Source organism: Bradyrhizobium sp. RP6, assembly GCF_003837805.1.
Taxonomy (GTDB): domain Bacteria; phylum Pseudomonadota; class Alphaproteobacteria; order Rhizobiales; family Xanthobacteraceae; genus Bradyrhizobium.
Genome location: NZ_RQIT01000002.1, coordinates 103,209 through 119,315, shown reverse-complemented (window position 1 = coordinate 119,315; position 16,107 = coordinate 103,209). Strand labels below are relative to the sequence as shown.

Genomic DNA, 16,107 nt, shown 5'->3' with positions numbered 1-16,107 from the left:
CCTCCCATCCAAGTCCCGTCTGCTTGATTATCGCTTTTGTTACAAAGCAATAGACAGCGTAATCCCGGTTCCACGGACCGTCAATCGCCTGCCATAGCGCGGGCCTATAGCCTTTGGTCGTGCTGCTCAATGCGGCAGTGCACCGCCGTGCGTACGGGGCTTGATGGGCTCGGCAGATTCCGCAGATCTCCCAGCCGCTTTTGGTTGCACTGCAACGGGAACGGCCAGGGCCAGGTGCTCCGTCTCATGCGATGGTTCAACGACATTGGAAATCGATGTCTCATCGGCTTGATGCAATTCCGCCGAAGAATCCGCTGTTTCGATCGACGCCTCGGAGAGAGACTGGGCCGCCTCGCGCACTCCGCCGACAATGCGATCGACCAGTGCGGCGAGCTCTTCCGAGGAGCAATCCAGTGGTCCAAAACCCGGCATCGCAGTCGGATCGTTGAAGTCCCATGCATTCTCCGCAAGCCCCACGAAGTCGCGAATGGCGGGATCGCTCGTCCAGGCGCGGCGAAGAGCCGCACGGCTCAACTCCCGAGGAATCCCCTTGCTGAGGAAGGCTGTAATGTCGGTCGCAGCATTGATGTCGTCGATCGACGGCAGACTGGAGAGATCGAACTCACGCTCGTCGTCCGTGACCTCGGACGGCGGCGTAGGCTGCGCCGCGGCAGGCCTTGCAGACTCCGCTTGCGATTCGCGCTTGCGGCGGGACCAACGTGCAAGGAACTCCTCCTCACTCATTCCTGTCCGCCTTCATGTTCGCGCCGTGCCAGCGCCTCCGGGTCGGCGCGGCGCCGCTTGCGCTTGACGAATTCGCGCTCGACATGGTGCTCCGCCACGAAGCTTTCAATCGCTTTGCGTAGCACCTCCGGCATCGGCACGGCCTCGACGAGATTGTCGGCGGCTTCGGTAAAGCCTTCGCCCTCAGCGGGGTCGGCGGTCGCCGCGGTGACGGCAAAGGGCCAGGCGCCTTCCGAGGGCGACAGCACAGTCCAGATGCTGGGACTGCCGGAAGCGAGATTGTCGCGATAGCGCGCCGTCTCGGACGGATAGAGATCGACGGTAGCGCGTCCGGCATAAAACAAGGTCGAGCCGTCCTGCTCGCGAAGCACGGTCCAGGGTTGTGTCGCCGGCTCGTCCGGCAGGACGGCAATTCCGCGCCAGATGAAATCGGCCCACGGCGAGTCGGCTTTGCGCCGCTCGACCACGACACCGACAGCAATCGAGAGGGAGGGAAACGCCGCGGGGCTCATGTCGCCATCTCCAGGCGCTTCACCGGCAACCCGGTCAGCAGATTCTGCGGCTTCATCCGGAGCTTCTGATCCGCCGTCATCGACAGGATCAGGTAGACCGGTTCACCCCCAACATCGTCAAGAGCACGGCTCGAATCCGCAAATGTCAGGCGGAACAGCGCGAGCACACGGTCAGCGTCGCGCTCGCCGAGTTCGTCGCCGTGCCACAGACGGTCGCCGAGCCTCGTGGCGTCGGCATCAAGCCCGACATACCAGGTGAGCTTTGCCTCGTGCAGGGCGCGAAGCGGCTCGATCACGACCTCGATGCCGAGCAGATGGGAGACCCAGCGCGTCATCGCCTGCGCCAGGGCAACCGGTCCGCGGCCGCCGGCCGTAAGGTCGAGGGCCATGTCGAACTGGTCGCTGCGCTGCCAATAGGCCCCGGTATTCTCCTCGTTCAACACCTCGACCACGGTATCGGAAGTCGCGCCCAGCATCGACATGAGAGAGAGCACGGGGGTCGGGCTCCGGCCACCGACGACCTCCTCGTCACCGAGCAACAGGGCGTGCTCATGCGGCAGGATGCGCTGGGTCCGGAAGAACAATTCGGCCGCGCGCAGCACGAACGGGTCGTCGCAGCCATGGAGCGCGTTCCGCAGGATGACGTGCACGAGCTGGTTGACGAACAGCGGCGGCAAATCGTTCGCGCCTGACCGCACCGATGCGAGATAGGCGGCTTCGAGCGTCGGGTGCCGCAACAGAAGATCGCGGAACGCCAGCACGAACTGCCAATTCTCCCGGGCATCCGCATCGACTATCCCGGCGATTTCGCCGGCGCTGACCGCCTGGCGCGGGTCGGCGAGCAATTCGCGGTGCAGCCGGCGTTCGACCGGGCATGCGTCGTCCGGCGGCATCAGCTCGGGACGGGCAAAATAGGCCTTGAGGAATTCGTCTGTGACGCGGAGCCCGCCGCCCTCGTCGCGATCGAGCAGATGATGACCGCAGGCGATCCAGAAATCGTTCATCTGATGGTCGGCTCCCGGCCGAGATCCGCAAGCCTGAGATCGCCGTCAGGCTGCACGTCGTCCTCCATTTCCATGAACGAGAACGCCTTGCTGTGCCCCTGCCCTTCCCGCAGTTGCAGCCGGCGGAAGGACTCGCGGACTTCGCCGTCGCTCGAGCTGCGGTGCACTGCAATGAGAGAGCTGATCGGATGGCTGCAGAGCGACTGCGCGAAAGCAACCTCCTCCTCCGCGGCCGTCTTCGCCGCCGTCATGTCCGGCGCGCCGAAGCGATCGACGAGTTGCCTGGCGAGGAGATCGACCAGGCTGCGATAATCGTCTTCGGATGCCGGAACGATCTGCGCCAGCGTCGACCAGCCCCAGGACTGCACCCCGAGGAAGCCGCCGCGAAACGCCGCGCGCGCCTTGCCCTCGAGCCTGGCAGCGTCGTGATCCCAGAAGCGGAAAGCGCCTGAGACGGCCCATTCGCCGGGTTCCGCCGCCACGTCGAACACGAAGGTGTCGGAGGGATCGAGCGCGATGGTGCGCAGGAGCTTCACAGGCGCGGTCCTCCGAGGGCCGGATCAAGCCAGGACGGCGTCGCGAGCGCCTGCACGAGGTCGCTTCGTTGGATCGTATCCGTCCCGATGCGGCGCGTCAGGACATCGCCGCAATCGTCAATGCGCTGAACTGTCTGCCTTTCGCGCGGCATCCGAGCGAGATACTCGCGCCCGACGCTGTCAAAGCCGTCAACCCGCCAGCCATCCAGCGCCAGCATCAGGTGGCGGGCAAAGCTCTCCGTGATCTGCGCAGCGCCCGCCTCGCCAAAGCCTTCCTGGTCGAGTGCCGAGGCCAGCGGGTGGACGCCTGGATCGTCATCGTTCATGGCAACCGTCCGGATCATGGCGCCGAAAACCAACCAGGGCGGCGGCGCATGCTCGTCAGCTGCGAATGGCCACCCCATCCGTCCGCCGCCGACCAGCCCCCCGTCGATCCTGACCGCATCCGGCCAGCCGATCGTGATCGGCTTGCGCGGCGGCGCATAGGCGCGAAGCGCATCGGTGAGCGCGATCATGCCGGCGTAGAACGCGCGCCGCGCGCTGCGCAAGGGCTCAGCCGGCTCCAGCACCACGGCGAACTCTGCGAGGTCGAAGCGGCCGACATAGACAAGTGTTCCGGCGCCGCTCTCCGCTGCAATGCGGCATGCATGGGCAAAAGCGTCGCCGCTCTCGCGCAACCGCACCAATGTGAACGGCGGCGGCAGGTGGATCGGTTCCGCCAGGGAAACATGGCTCACTGGGGTCGACGGCAGGCCGTCCTCCGCTTTCCTTTTCTTCCCGATGGATAATGTCTATACGAGGCGAAGGGCCGGCGCGAGTCCGTCGTCGGCGTCCGAATGGCGGAGGGGTTAACCTGGAGCAGCCCGCGAAGACCGTCCTGATCTGCTCGTGCGAAGACACGATGTCCCTCGACGTGGCCGCGGTCCGGCGCGGATGCCCGAACAGCGAGGTCAAGGGCTTTCGCCACCTCTGCGGTGCGGAGCTTGACCACTTCCGCAAGATCGCCGCAGCAGAAGGCGTGTTGACGGTCGCCTGCACGCAGCAGGCGGCGCAGTTCTCGGAGGAGGCCGGCGAACGTGCTGATGCGATCAGCTTCGTCAACATCCGCGAGACGGCCGGCTGGTCGCGCGACGGCGCCCGCGCCGGGGCGAAAATGGCCGCCCTGCTCGCATCCGCCTCCATCCCCGCCCCGGACTATCCGCTCGTCACCTTGTCGAGCGAGGGCGTGATCCTGATCTACGGACGCGACGAGGCCGCGATCGAAGCCGGCCGGCTGCTTGCCGATCACCTCGACGTCACGGTGATGCTGAAGCAGCTCGATGATACGGTGCCGCCAGCTGCAACGGTCTTCCCGATCGTGAAGGGTACGATCCGCTCCGCAAAGGGACACTTCGGCGCGTTCGAGCTGGCGATCGACGACTATGCGCGTCCCCGCCCCTCCTCGCGCGATCGTTACATACTTGACCCGCCGCGAAACGGAGTCACCTCGCGCTGCGATATCGTCCTCGATCTTTCCGGCGATATGCCGCTGTTTCCTGCCCACGATTTGCGCGACGGCTATCTGCGCGCCGACACGAAAGATCCCGCTGCAGTGCTGCGCGCCGTGCTGACCGCACGCGATCTCATCGGTAGCTTCGACAAGCCTAGATATGTCGAGGTTGCGCCTGCGCTCTGCGCCCATTCGCGCTCGAAGCGCACCGGCTGCCACCGCTGCCTCGATCTCTGCCCGACCGGGGCGATCACGCCCGCCGGCGATCATGTCGCGATCGATCCGAACGTCTGCGCGGGCTGCGGCCAATGCACGGCGGCCTGCCCGACCGGCGCGGTATCCTACGCGCTGCCGCCCGCCGATACGCAGCTTCAGAGACTTCGCGCCATGCTGCTCGCCTATCGCGAGGCCGGTGGTGCGAATGCGGTGCTGCTTTTTCATGACAGCCCGCACGGCACGCCTCTGATCGATGCCTTGGCGCGGCATGGCGACGGCTTGCCGGCGAACGTGCTTCCCTTTGCCGTCAACGAGCTCACACAGCTGGGGCTGGAAGCGATTGTCGGCGCCTTTGCCTATGGCGTATCCGCCGTGCGCTTCCTGCTCCGTGCCAGGCCGCGCCACGACGTGACCGGACTGACGCAGACGATCGCGATGGCCGACGTGATCCTCGGCGGCCTCGGATTTGCGGGCCGTCGCCTCGCCACTATCGAAACGGATGATCCCGATGCGCTCGGCGAGCATTTGACTGACATAGGAACGCTCGCAGTCGTCGAGACCCCCGCGACCTTCAGGACCGTCGGCAAGCGGCGCGACCTCTTGCGGTTCGCCCTCAGCGAGCTGCATCGGCTGGCGCCGCAGCCGGTCGACGTGATCGCGCTGCCGCAAGGTGCGCCGGTCGGCGCAATCACCGTCGACACCAACGGCTGTACGCTGTGCCTCTCCTGCGTCTCGGCCTGCCCGACAGGCGCGCTGCGCGACGATCCCGAGCGGCCCGTGCTGAAGTTCATCGAGGATGCCTGCGTGCAATGCGGCCTGTGCCAGAGCACCTGTCCGGAAAAGGTCATCAGCCTCAAGCCGCAGATCGATTTCCGTGCGGCGCGCGCTCCCGCGACGATCATCAAGGAAGAGGAGCCCGCGCTCTGCGTCCGCTGCGGCACGGCCTTCGGCGTCAAGAGCACGATCGACCGCATCGCGGCCAAGCTCGAGGGCCGGCACTGGATGTATCCGGCCGGCGACCGGCGGATCGAGGCACTCAGGATGTGTGCGGACTGCCGCGTCGTCGTCATGAGCGAGCAGCAATTCGATCCGTTCAAGGGCGTTCCGGAACGAACGCCGCCGCGGACGACGGATGACTATCTGCGCCAGCGCGAGCGCAAGGACTAGACTAGACGAAGTGGACGTCTCCGCAAGGCCGGAAGCGGCTGTTATCGCGATGTCACGCGGCCCAGAAACTCGGTGAGTGCGCGCCGATCCTCGGCCGAGCCGATGCGCTGCTCCGGCATCTTGGTGCCGGGGGTGTAGGCATTTGGCCCGATTTCGAACAGTCTTGCGACAGTTTCCGGTGTCCAGACGATGTCCATCGTCTTCAGCGCATCAGAGAAGCGATATCCCGGCAACGAAGCGATCCTGCGGCCGTATAGTCCCGCAAGCGTCGGACCCGCACGCTGCACCTCCTTGTCCGACAGCGTGTGACAGGCAACACACGCCCGAAATACATCGGCGCCATGATCGCCGGCATAGGCCGCAAGCGGGTCGGCCGGTGTGCCGGTCAGGCTTGAACCGATGGGATCGCCGGTACGCGCATTCCAGCGCCTGATCCTGCCGTCCGCACCACCCGTCATCAACGTCTCGCGATCGGCAAGGAAGACGACCGACCACACCGGCAGCCCGGGCCCGACCAGCGTGCGCAGCAGGGTGCGCGACTTGCGATCGATGATCGCCACTGTGCCGCCGATGCCGGCCGCAGCGATCAACGCGCCGTCCGCCGACATCGTCAAGGCCACCACCGGTGTCGGGCTGGCCGCGACCTCGCCGCTGACCTTGCCGTCCTTGGTCAGCATGCGCAGCCTGCCATCGACCGCGCCTGTGACGATTTCACCATCCGGCGCCACCGCCACGGCGTTCAGCGGCGCCGGCAATGTCACGATTTCAGGCTGGCCATCCGGCAGACGCCAGATGCGCAGCGCAAGATCGTAGCCGACGCTGACAAGCCCGCCGTCCGGCGCGAAAGCGACGCCGTTGACATTCTGCGTATGCCCTTCGAGCACGCGCGACGTGCCGTCCGACAGCGACCAGAGTCGCACCGTCCGGTCCCATGACGCCGATGCGAGCAGGGCCCCGTCGGGCGACACAGCAAGCGCCACGATCGGAGCGGCATGTCCCTCCAGCACCCGGTCCGGCTCCGGCCGCCCCGCCGTCCACACTGCAATTCGCGCGTCGGCGCCGGCCGTGATCAGCCGGCGGTCCTTCAGAAAGGCAACGGCATTGACGCCACCGGCATGATACCGCAACACCTGCTCTGCAGTCTCCGTCTTGAGCGACCAGCGGATGGCCGCCGTGTCGAAGCTGCCGGAGAGAAGGTCCTCCCCATCCGGGGAAACGGCAAGAGCCCGAATCGGGCCACCGTGTCCGACCATGTCGGCGTGCACGGATGATCCGGCAAAGATAGCCCACAGCGCTACGGCCACCTTCGCGCACAAAGGTGATCTCCTCATCTCCGGCAGGCCCTGCTTGACATTCACCCTCTCAAGATTGCCAGAACAGGCGGCCAAGATGAATATACGGGAGCGGTCTACTTGGGCGGCGCCGTCGTGGTCTTGGACGAACCCTCAGGAGCGGCCTGCATTCCAGGCGGACTCTGGCCTTGGGGACTTTCAGCCGGCGCACCACCCGAACCTGTATTGATTGGGCCTGTCCAGCCTTGGGGCTGTGCCTGGCCCTTGTCCTCGGGTGGGGTTTGCCTCGCCGATGGGTTGGTTTGCGCAGGCTGGGCCATGGCGCTTTCAACAAGGCAAAGTGCTGCGAAGCACAAAATCGCTCTCGGTAATTTCACGCAAGGTCCTCCGATGCGCTCACTAAGTTTCCAAGAAACCTGCAAGGCCCGCGTCCGTTCCGAAGCGTGCAGCGCAACAGCCCACCTCGCACGTCCTCCGCTTGAATGCCGATGGGCCGGACACTAAACTCTGCCTGGTCACGTCAGGGAAAACCGCATGCAGGGCGGACGAGCCCGATTCAGAGGATGATTGCGCGGCTACGCGTTCTTGGTGCCCTCGATGGCTTGCAGGATCCCGCCGCGCGAGAGGACTCCCCTTTCCTCCTCCTCGTTGCCGTCGTGCTCACGCTGCTGCTCGCAATCCTGGAAGTCGATTTGAACAGCGCCGAGCTTCAGTCCCTTGGCTTGATGGGCAATGCGTTTTCCGCAGATCCCGTGTTCAAGAGCCCATAGGAGATGCCTTGCCACGGATGCCTTGCCACGAGTGCCTTTGGAGCGATCGACCAGCTTGCTCGCGACACGCCGTGTCGTATAGATGGCTTGATGTTTCCAATCGAGGGAGGCTGAGGATGAAGGCTTTTGTGCTTAGCTGCGTCGCGGCCCTGGTCATCGCGATTGCGGGGATGGAGGTCCTGAATCGAATGCAGGAGCCCGTCGCCCAAGCGTTTGCTACGTCCGCGGTACGACTCTGAGAAGCGCTCAGTCGCGCTTGAGCCCGATCGACTTGACGATGGGAGCCAGGCGGGCGAGCTCGTCCTCGACGAGGCGCTGAAATTTGTCGGGGCCTGAATCGATGTCCGGCTCCAGACCTTGCGAACGATAGCTTTCCTGCAATTGAGGATCAGCCATCGCCGTGCGGGTCGCCGCAGCGATCCGCCCCACGATCACATCCGGGGTTGCTTTCGGAGCAAACAGGCCAAACCAGCCGGCATATCTGAGGCCGGGCATGCCGGATTCGATGACAGTCGGAACTTCCGGCGCACCGCTCAGCCGCCGGTCGCTCGTCACGGCGATCAGCCGCAGCTTGCCCGCAAAGTGCAATTGCAGGTTCTGGCTCGAGACCACCGCAATGACCGAGTTGATCTGGCCACTGACGAGGTCGTTGGTAGCGGCCGCCATGCCCCGGTAAGGGACGTGGATCAAATCCGCTGCAAGACCAGATTGCTGCCTGAACATCTCTCCGACGAGATGATTCCCGGTGCCGACCCCCGGAGTGCCATAGGAAAGCCCGCCCGGATTCGCCTTCGCAAAAGCTGCCAGCTCCCGCAGGTCCTTCACCGGCAAGGACGGATGAACAGCGAATGCAAGCGTACTTGTTATCAACCGATAGATGGCGCGGAAATCGCGGATCGTCTCGTAGGCAGGCTGCGCCGAGGACAACGGAATCGTCACTTGCGTGCTGCCATTGCCGAGCAGAAGCGAGTAGCCGTCGGGAGCGCTCTGCGCCACCGCGGCGGAACCGATCGCACCACCGGCGCCGCCGATATTCTCGACATAGACCGGGCCGAGCAGCGGCGCGACCTTGTCGGCCCAGGGACGGCCGATCAGATCACCCGCGGCGCCAGCCGCATAAGGAATGACCAGCTTGACGGGGCGGGAGGGATAATCGTCGGCGGTCGCACCGCCGGGCCAGGCAACCAGCGCCGTGAGACGCGCCGCCGTATCGAGCAGTTCTCGCCGTGAGAGAAGGGACATCTTCTGCGTATTCGGGACCGAGCTGATTATCTGGCACGAATGAGGGCGCCAGAAAATCCGCGCGGGAGATCGCTGCCCTGCACAATGCGGGCAGCAGTGGCTGCACCGCCCCTGCGCGACCACGCGGTCAATCATGACGCGGGTGACAGATTTGCGTTTCAGCGTTCGCGCCTCAGAATTGCACACCGCGCGTCAGGGCACCGTCGACGACGAGGTTCGTTCCAGTGATGAAGCTGGCGGCGCCACTTGCGAGAAATACGACTGCGTTCGCCATCTCCTGCGGCGTACCCATCCGGCCCGTCGGATTGAGCGCAAGCGCCGCCTTGTAGAGCTCGGGATTGCTGTCCTTGATGGTGTTCCAGACGCCGCCTTCGAAATAGGTGTTGCCCGGCGAGACCGTGTTGGCGCGGATGCCCTTGTGTGCGAGCTGATTGGCGAGACCCTGCGTGTAGTGGATGATGGCGGCTTTGAACGTGCCGTAGGGGCCGGCCGCGAAATCGACCTCGCGCCCGGAGACGCTGGAGATGGCGACGATCGCACCGGCACGGCTCTTCTCCAGATAAGGCATGGCCGCGTTCACCAGCCGGACCGTGCCCATCATGTCAGTCGAGAATTCCTTGGCCCAGCTTTCATCGTCCTGCCCGATGGCGAGCGCGCTCACATTGGCCACGACGACGTCGATTCCGTCCAGCTTGGTCGCCATGTCGGCCACCCAGGTCTTGAGTGCCGCACCATCTGACACGTCGACCGCAGCGCCAAAGGCCGCGACGCCCTTGCTCTTGAGCGCTGCAACGGTGCTGTCGACGTCCGCCTGATTGCGCGCACAGATGCCGAGATTTGCGCCCTCGGCGGCAAAGGTCTCCGCAATCGCACGGCCTATCCCCTTGGTGCTGCCGGTGACGAGAACCTTGGCGCCCGCAAGTCCTAGATCCATGATCGGCTCCTTTTCTTCCCCTGTAGATTTGCACGTTCAGTGGTTATTTGCCATCGCCCTGACCAACCCTCGATAGCTGTGTGGCATTCGCATCGAAACGAGGTCCTTTCGTCGCACGACGTTGGTCGGGTACGCGCTGTCCAGATTGGTGGTGTCGACGACAGCTGTAGCAAGGCTCGTGCCGTCCGCCGCGATCGCTTCGCGGCGGGGGAATTCGAACGTATCGGGGCCGAACACGCCGCTCAGGCCCGGATAGCCGTGTTCGGGATCGAATACGTTGGCAAACGCCAGGAACACGTTGTTCTCACCGGCGCGGACGCGGAAGTGATGCCAATGATGCGGATCGGCGCCGGTCGGGATCGGGGCCGGCTGCAGAACGGATGTCCCCGGATGTGGCGAACTGAAGGGGCCCTTGACCGCCGCGCAGCATGCGATGATGTCGCAGCCACGAAGTGCGAGGACCCTCCCCGCTTCCGGAAACGCCGCATCGTGGCCGATCAGGAGGCCTACTCGCCCGATCGGCGTGTCGACGACGGCCCAGTCGTCGCCCGCCGTGGCCCAGCTCCGCTCCTCTTCCGTCAGATGCGTCTTGCGGTAGATCGTGATCTTTCCATCCGGCGCGATCAGGCAGGCGCTGTTATGGACAGCATCGCCCGCGCGCTCGGCCATCCCGCAAACGATGTAGATCTGGAGCTGCGCAGCGAGCGCGCCCAGGCTCTCTGTGGCGGGACCATGTATCGGCTGCGCCGATCTCGCCGGATCTGCGAGGCCGGTGACCGCAAGCTCCGGAAATACGACGAGCGCCGCGCCGTCCGCCTTGGCCTGCCGCGCAAGATTCGCGATCGGCTCGAGATTTCGCGCAACATCGGCACTGGGTGCGAATTGGGCCGCGGCAATGCGCGAGCGGACGCCTTCAGGCCAGGGCTCGTGGCCGTAAAGGCCGAAAAAATCGCGCGGATTCCAGCTGAAGGTGTCGGTGAGCAGTTCCGGATACAGCTCAGGCCGGCGCTGAAGGAAGACTGGCTCGCCCAGCACGCGGCGTGCACGCGCAACATCGAGATCGATCTCGGCCAGCGCGAACCCGTCGCCCTTGTCGAGGACCGTGATCACCTGGCCATCCGGCGCGATCACACAGCTCCCGCCGCTGAACTGGACAGTGCGCTCGAGACCCCAGCGGTTGCTCTCGATCACGTAGCAGCCATTCTCGAAGGCACGGCTGATCCAGTAAGGCGCCGGCGTTCGCTCCGCGAGCCAGTTGGAGATATGGCAGATGACGTCCGCGCCTCCCAGCGCCATCAGCCGCGCGGTCTCCACAAAATGGATGTCCATGCATATGAGGAGCGCGATCCGTCCGATCGGCGTGTCGAAGACCTGGTTGTGCAGATCGCCCGCCGCCGCCCATTTCGGTTCGGAGATATAAGGATGCGTCTTGCGATGGCGGCCGACGATGCCATCGGGCCCGACGAGCACGGCCGAGTTGAAATAGATGTCGTCCTCGTCGACTTCAGGCATGCCGACCACGATGTAGCAGTCATGCTTACGTGCCAGCGCCGCAAACCGGTCGGTGGTCGGCCCCGGAATCCGCTCGACATAGGGCCGAACCTCGGCGCGGTCGAACCAGCAATAGCCCGTGGTTCCCATTTCCGGCGTGACGATGAGCTTCGCGCCGGCCGCCGCCGCCTGCTCACAGAGTTCGAGCAGGCGCGCGATGTTGCGCTCCTTCTCGAACATGACCGGCTCGAACTGGACGGGGGCGACTTTGTGCACGGTGGACATGAGCTGGCTGGCCTCAACCGAGATACGACTTCTTGATGGAGGCGCCGAGCGTATATTTCGGATCGACCATGTTGCCGAGACGCACCCGACCGGCCTGGGTCAGCAGCATGTAGGCATCGATCTCGTCGAAACCGTAGTCCGCCGCCATCCAGCGGCAGAGTTCGCGATAGGCGATGCGGGCTGCATCCTCCATCGGACGCGCCGAGCCAATCGTCATGATGAAGTCCTTGGTCTCGAGCCGCGGCCAGGCGATGGTCCAGCCCTTGATCAGGTCGACCTGCACTGTGGTGACGGTCGGATGCTCGATGGCGACGCCGCAGAGCTCGCCGTCGCCCTGCGCCGCATGGCAGTCGCCGAGATAGAGCAGCCCGCCCTTGGTGTTGACGGGCAGGTAGATGATGGCGCCGACGCCGACGTCGGGCAGATCCATGTTGCCGCCATAGTAATCCGGGACCAGCGACGAGATCGCCTCGATCTCCGGAGAGGTGCCGATGGTGCCGATGAAGGGCTCATAGGGCAACGTGATCTTGTCGTTCCATTTGGTGCCGGTCTTGGCGTCGATCTCCAGCTTCTTGACGCGCTCGGGCAGCGCCGGATTGAGCAGCGCCGTGTTGCCCGTACTGACCAGGCCGCCGAATTCCGGCATGATCACCGTGGTGCCACGCGGCTGCGGTCCGCGCGGCACGATGCTCTCGATATAGACCGCGAGCGTATCACCCTTCTCGGCACCGTTGACGTGGATCGGCCCGTTCTGCGGATTGAGAAATGGGAAGTTGAGAATCTTGGACGGGCTGTCGGTCTCGTTCTTGATGGCGCCCTCGAACGCGTCATGGGTTTCCGCGGAGACAACGGCGCCGGGATCCACCGTCAGCACCGGCTTCACATAGGGGCCGTAGACATAGTGGTACTTGCCCTGCTCGCTTTCCGTGATCGTGTAGCCGGTGCCGCGCTCGCCTTTGGCGACGCCCCTGCGGGCCATGATGGAGTCTTTCTGCCAGGACATTTGATTTTCTCCTTCTGTCATTGGGCAGTCTTCAAACCGCGAGATGACGGCGCATCTCGGCCGCATCGTCGAGCGCCGTGCGATCGAGATTGGCCACGATGCGCCCCTTGTCCATGACGTAGCAGCGCTGCGCCATGGCGCGGATCGTGTCGAGATTCTGCTCGACCAGGATGATGGTCACCCCGGTCCTGTGGTTGAGCTCGACCATGTTGCGCGCGATGTCCTGGACGATGTTGGGCTGGATGCCCTCCGAGGGCTCGTCGAGCAGGATGAGGTTCGGGTCGGCGATCAGGACCCGTCCGATCGCGAGTTGCTGCTGCTGGCCGCCGGACATGGTGCCGGCGCGCTGGTTCCAGCGCTCGGCCAGGATCGGAAAGGCTTCGACGATCTTGCGCCGGCCCGCTTCTGGAATGCCGCCGCCCTTGATCGCTGCGCCGACGGCCACGTTCTCGCCGACGGTCAGGCGCGGAAACACGTCGCGGCCCTGCGGTACATAGCCCATGCCGAGGCGCGCCCGCCTGTGCGCGGGCAAGGATTCCACGGCCTCACCGCGGTAGACGATCGAGCCGTCCGTGACCGGCACGAGCCCGATCAGGCTCTTCATCAGCGTGGACTTGCCGACGCCGTTGCGACCGATGACGGCGACGATCTCCCCTTCCCGCACCTCGATCTCGAGGCCCTGGAGCACCGGCTTGCCGCCATAGCCGGCGCGCAAGCCTAGGGTCGACAGGATCACTTCCTTGCGCGGCTGATCAAGCATGGGCCTGCCCCAGATAGATCGCTGCCACGCGTTCGTCGGCCACGATCTCGTCGATCGAGCCCTGCGCGAACACCTGCCCGAGATGCAGCACGGTGACGCGATGCGCGACCTGCCGGACGAAGGCCATGTCGTGCTCGATCGCCAGCACCGTCATGCCGTCGGCATTGAGCCGCTGCACCATCTCGCCGGTCATGTAGGTTTCCTCGGGCGACATGCCGGCGGTGGGCTCGTCCAGCAGAAGAAGGCGCGGCTTCAGGCTGACCGCCATGCCGATCTCGAGCCATTGCTTCTGGCCATGGCTGAGATTGCCGGCGACCTGCGCCTGCTCCGATTCCAGCCCGAGGAAGGTCAGCAGCCGGTCGATCTCCGCTTCGAGCTCTTCCCCGCGATGCCGGCTCTGCAGGGCGATCTCGAGATTCTGGCGGACCGACAGGCCCTTGAAGACGCCGGGCACCTGGAACTTGACCGAGAGGCCGCGGTGAATCCGCGCAAAGGATTTCAGCGCCGTGATGTTCTCGCCGGCGAAGAGAATGTCGCCGCTGCCGGGATGATGCTCGCCAAGGATCAGGCGGAACAGCGTGCTCTTGCCGGCGCCGTTCGGGCCGATGAGGCAATGGATCTCGCCGGCTTGCAGCGTGAGATCCACGGAATTGGTGACGTGCAGACCACCGAAATGCTTGTTCAGCTTGCGCAGTTCGAGCAGCGACATCAGCCGGCCCTCTGCGTGAGGCGGGCGGCGATGCGGCCGAGCCAGTTCATCACCCCGAGCACGAGACCGTTCGGGGCGATCAGGACCGTGAGCACCAGCAGCACACCCATGAAGACCAGCGCGTACTGGCTGCCATAGATGGTCAGCGCCTGGAACGCAGCGAGCACCACCAGCGTGCCGATCACGGTCGACGTCAGGTCGCTGCGGCCGCCGACTGCGACCCAGATCAGCGGCAGCGCCGCGGCCGTCATGCCCATGCTCGAGGGCGTGATGTACTGCCCCCACACGGTGTAGAGCACACCCGAGAGTCCTGCGAGCGCGGCACCGATGACGAAGGTGATGAGCTGGTACTTGCGGATGTCGTAACCCAGCATCTCCGCCCTCTCCGGGTTCTCACGGATCGCGACGATGACGTTGCCGAAAGACGAGTTCATCAGGATCCGCAAGGCCAGATAGACCAAGACCAGAAGGCCGAGCACGAGGTAATAGAGCCCGATATCGGCGAACAGCACGATCGGCTCGCCCGGCCAGGGGATGGTCAGCGGCGGCATCGCGCTCATGCCGTTGAAGCCGTTGAGCCGCGCACTGCCGATGCGCCATTCCGGCCCCGCGGTCTGTGCCATGAAGCGTTCCAGCATCAGGGTCACTGCGAGCGTGACGATGCCGAGGAACACGCCGGCGATGCGGCCGAAGAACATAAAGTAGCCGAGCAGGACCGCGAACAGCGCCGCGATCCCGACCGCCATCACCAGCGCCAGCAACGTAAAGCCGTAGGCGGAGCCGAAATTGATGGTGAAGATGCCGTAGCCATAGCCCGCGATGCCGAAGAAGGCGGTCTGGCCGAAGGAGAGCGAGCCGCCATAGCCCCAGATCAGGCACAGGCTGAGCGCGATGAAGACCCAGACGAAGAAGTAGACGGTGTTACCGACCGTGTAGCCGTCGCTGAACAGCGGATAGGCGAGCGCGGCAGCGAGCACGAGTGCGAACAGGCCCCAGAAGGCCGGACCGCGACCGACGGTCTGCGGGCCTTCGAGGCGGCGAAACATTGCGAGGAGACCGGTCACGACGCCATCACTCCGTCAGGTGCGCTCGCGCAGCACGAAGCCGGAAATGCCTTTCGGCAACACCCGGACGACGATGATGACGGCGACCAGCAGACCGATCTGCCCGAACAGCTGGCCCTGCCAGGACGTCATCACCGACTTCACCACCGCAAGCACGCCGCCGGCCGGTGCCGTGCCGAGGAAGACGTCGGCGCCGCCGATCACCACGGTGACGAAGGCCTCCATGATGAAGGTCGCGCCCATGGTCGGCACCAGCGTCATGGTCGGCGCATAGAGGCCGCCGGCAAGACCGGCGAGCCCTGCCCCGCAGGCGAAAGTGAGGCTGTAGATCAGGCGCGTGTCGACGCCGAGCGCGGCCGCCATGTGCGGCACCTGGATGGTGGCGCGCGCCAGCACGCCGAAGCGGGTCCAGTTGAACAGCGCATAGAGCGCGGCGAGCACGCCGAGTGCGGCACAAAACAGCACGATGCGATAGATCGAATAGGAGTAGTCGCCGACCTGGAAACTGCCGAACGGCGTGCCGACGCCCGCCATGGTCGAACCGACCATGATCAGCGTGCCCTGCGTGGCAATCAGGCTCAGCCCCCAGGTGGCGACGATGGTGTCGAGCGGCCGGTCGTACAGATGACGGATGACCGCGAGCTCCACCACGACCCCGACCAGCGCAGACACGAGCGTGCCGGCCAATATTCCCAGCGGCAGCGGCAGGCCCGCATGCACGGTCGCGGCGGTGACGTAGGCGCCGCACATGATGAACTCGCCATGGGCAAGATTGATCACGCCCATCATGCCGAAGATCACGGCAAGCCCGCAGGCCGAGAGCACCAGGAATGCGAAGGCGTCGCCGAATTGATAGAGCGCCGAGAATACGTGGGTCGCGATGTCCATG

16 protein-coding genes are annotated in these 16,107 nt (G+C 64.9%); 1 reads left to right on the top strand and 15 read right to left on the bottom strand.

Annotated features, from left to right (window positions below; all coding sequences use genetic code 11):
• Positions 1-126: 126 nt before the first annotated feature.
• Genes EHH60_RS05410 through EHH60_RS05390 form a run of 5 tightly spaced genes read right to left on the bottom strand, consistent with a single transcriptional unit; the run spans position 127 to position 3,533 of the window.
• Entirely contained in the window at positions 127-744 is a 618-nt protein-coding gene (locus tag EHH60_RS05410; protein WP_124158450.1) for a DUF3306 domain-containing protein, read from the bottom strand.
• Positions 741-1,256 (bottom strand): DUF3305 domain-containing protein, encoded by a 516-nt coding sequence (locus EHH60_RS05405; RefSeq protein WP_124158449.1) that lies wholly within the window; start codon positions 1,254-1,256, stop codon positions 741-743. Before EHH60_RS05405 ends, EHH60_RS05410 begins: the two co-directional genes overlap by 4 nt.
• Entirely contained in the window at positions 1,253-2,260 is a 1,008-nt protein-coding gene (locus EHH60_RS05400; RefSeq protein WP_124158448.1) for a DUF6352 family protein, read from the bottom strand. Before EHH60_RS05400 ends, EHH60_RS05405 begins: the two co-directional genes overlap by 4 nt.
• Complete coding sequence (locus EHH60_RS05395; RefSeq protein ID WP_124158447.1) at positions 2,257-2,796, bottom strand: DUF6505 family protein; 540 nt, start codon at positions 2,794-2,796, stop codon at positions 2,257-2,259. Before EHH60_RS05395 ends, EHH60_RS05400 begins: the two co-directional genes overlap by 4 nt.
• Positions 2,793-3,533, bottom strand: coding sequence for a biotin/lipoate--protein ligase family protein (locus tag EHH60_RS05390; protein WP_245454398.1), 741 nt, complete (start codon positions 3,531-3,533; stop codon positions 2,793-2,795). The genes EHH60_RS05395 and EHH60_RS05390 overlap by 4 nt, the downstream gene beginning before the upstream one ends.
• A gap of 164 nt (positions 3,534-3,697) precedes the next feature.
• On the opposite strand from EHH60_RS05390, the gene EHH60_RS05385 reads away from it, so the two are divergent.
• Positions 3,698-5,668, top strand: a complete 1,971-nt coding sequence (locus EHH60_RS05385) for a 4Fe-4S binding protein (protein ID WP_124158446.1) — start codon at positions 3,698-3,700, stop codon at positions 5,666-5,668.
• Between the two features lie 41 nt (positions 5,669-5,709).
• Here the strand turns inward: EHH60_RS05385 and EHH60_RS05380 are convergent, their stop codons facing one another.
• The 10 genes from EHH60_RS05380 to EHH60_RS05335 form a co-directional block, all read right to left on the bottom strand.
• Positions 5,710-6,999 (bottom strand): c-type cytochrome, encoded by a 1,290-nt coding sequence (locus EHH60_RS05380; protein WP_199751314.1) that lies wholly within the window; start codon positions 6,997-6,999, stop codon positions 5,710-5,712.
• 536 nt (positions 7,000-7,535) lie between these two features.
• Entirely contained in the window at positions 7,536-7,745 is a 210-nt protein-coding gene (locus EHH60_RS37065; RefSeq protein ID WP_158626714.1) for a hypothetical protein, read from the bottom strand.
• Positions 7,746-7,976: 231 nt separating this feature from the next.
• Positions 7,977-8,972, bottom strand: coding sequence for a Bug family tripartite tricarboxylate transporter substrate binding protein (locus EHH60_RS05370; protein WP_124159042.1), 996 nt, complete (start codon positions 8,970-8,972; stop codon positions 7,977-7,979).
• A gap of 172 nt (positions 8,973-9,144) precedes the next feature.
• Positions 9,145-9,906, bottom strand: coding sequence for an SDR family NAD(P)-dependent oxidoreductase (locus EHH60_RS05365; protein WP_124158444.1), 762 nt, complete (start codon positions 9,904-9,906; stop codon positions 9,145-9,147).
• 36 nt (positions 9,907-9,942) lie between these two features.
• Entirely contained in the window at positions 9,943-11,682 is a 1,740-nt protein-coding gene (locus tag EHH60_RS05360) for a nitrilase-related carbon-nitrogen hydrolase (protein ID WP_124158443.1), read from the bottom strand.
• A 13-nt stretch (positions 11,683-11,695) separates the two neighbouring features.
• A complete protein-coding gene (locus EHH60_RS05355) occupies positions 11,696-12,685 on the bottom strand; it encodes an acetamidase/formamidase family protein (protein WP_124158442.1) in 990 nt (329 codons plus the stop codon).
• A 31-nt stretch (positions 12,686-12,716) separates the two neighbouring features.
• Entirely contained in the window at positions 12,717-13,445 is a 729-nt protein-coding gene (locus tag EHH60_RS05350; RefSeq protein ID WP_124158441.1) for an ABC transporter ATP-binding protein, read from the bottom strand.
• Positions 13,438-14,154: an ABC transporter ATP-binding protein gene (locus tag EHH60_RS05345; RefSeq protein WP_124158440.1), complete on the bottom strand. Its 717-nt coding sequence runs from the start codon at positions 14,152-14,154 to the stop codon at positions 13,438-13,440. The genes EHH60_RS05350 and EHH60_RS05345 overlap by 8 nt, the downstream gene beginning before the upstream one ends.
• A complete protein-coding gene (locus EHH60_RS05340; RefSeq protein ID WP_502697396.1) occupies positions 14,154-15,200 on the bottom strand; it encodes a branched-chain amino acid ABC transporter permease in 1,047 nt (348 codons plus the stop codon). Before EHH60_RS05340 ends, EHH60_RS05345 begins: the two co-directional genes overlap by 1 nt.
• A gap of 33 nt (positions 15,201-15,233) precedes the next feature.
• Positions 15,234-16,106, bottom strand: a complete 873-nt coding sequence (locus tag EHH60_RS05335) for an ABC transporter permease subunit (RefSeq protein ID WP_025035503.1) — start codon at positions 16,104-16,106, stop codon at positions 15,234-15,236.
• Position 16,107 lies beyond the last annotated feature (1 nt).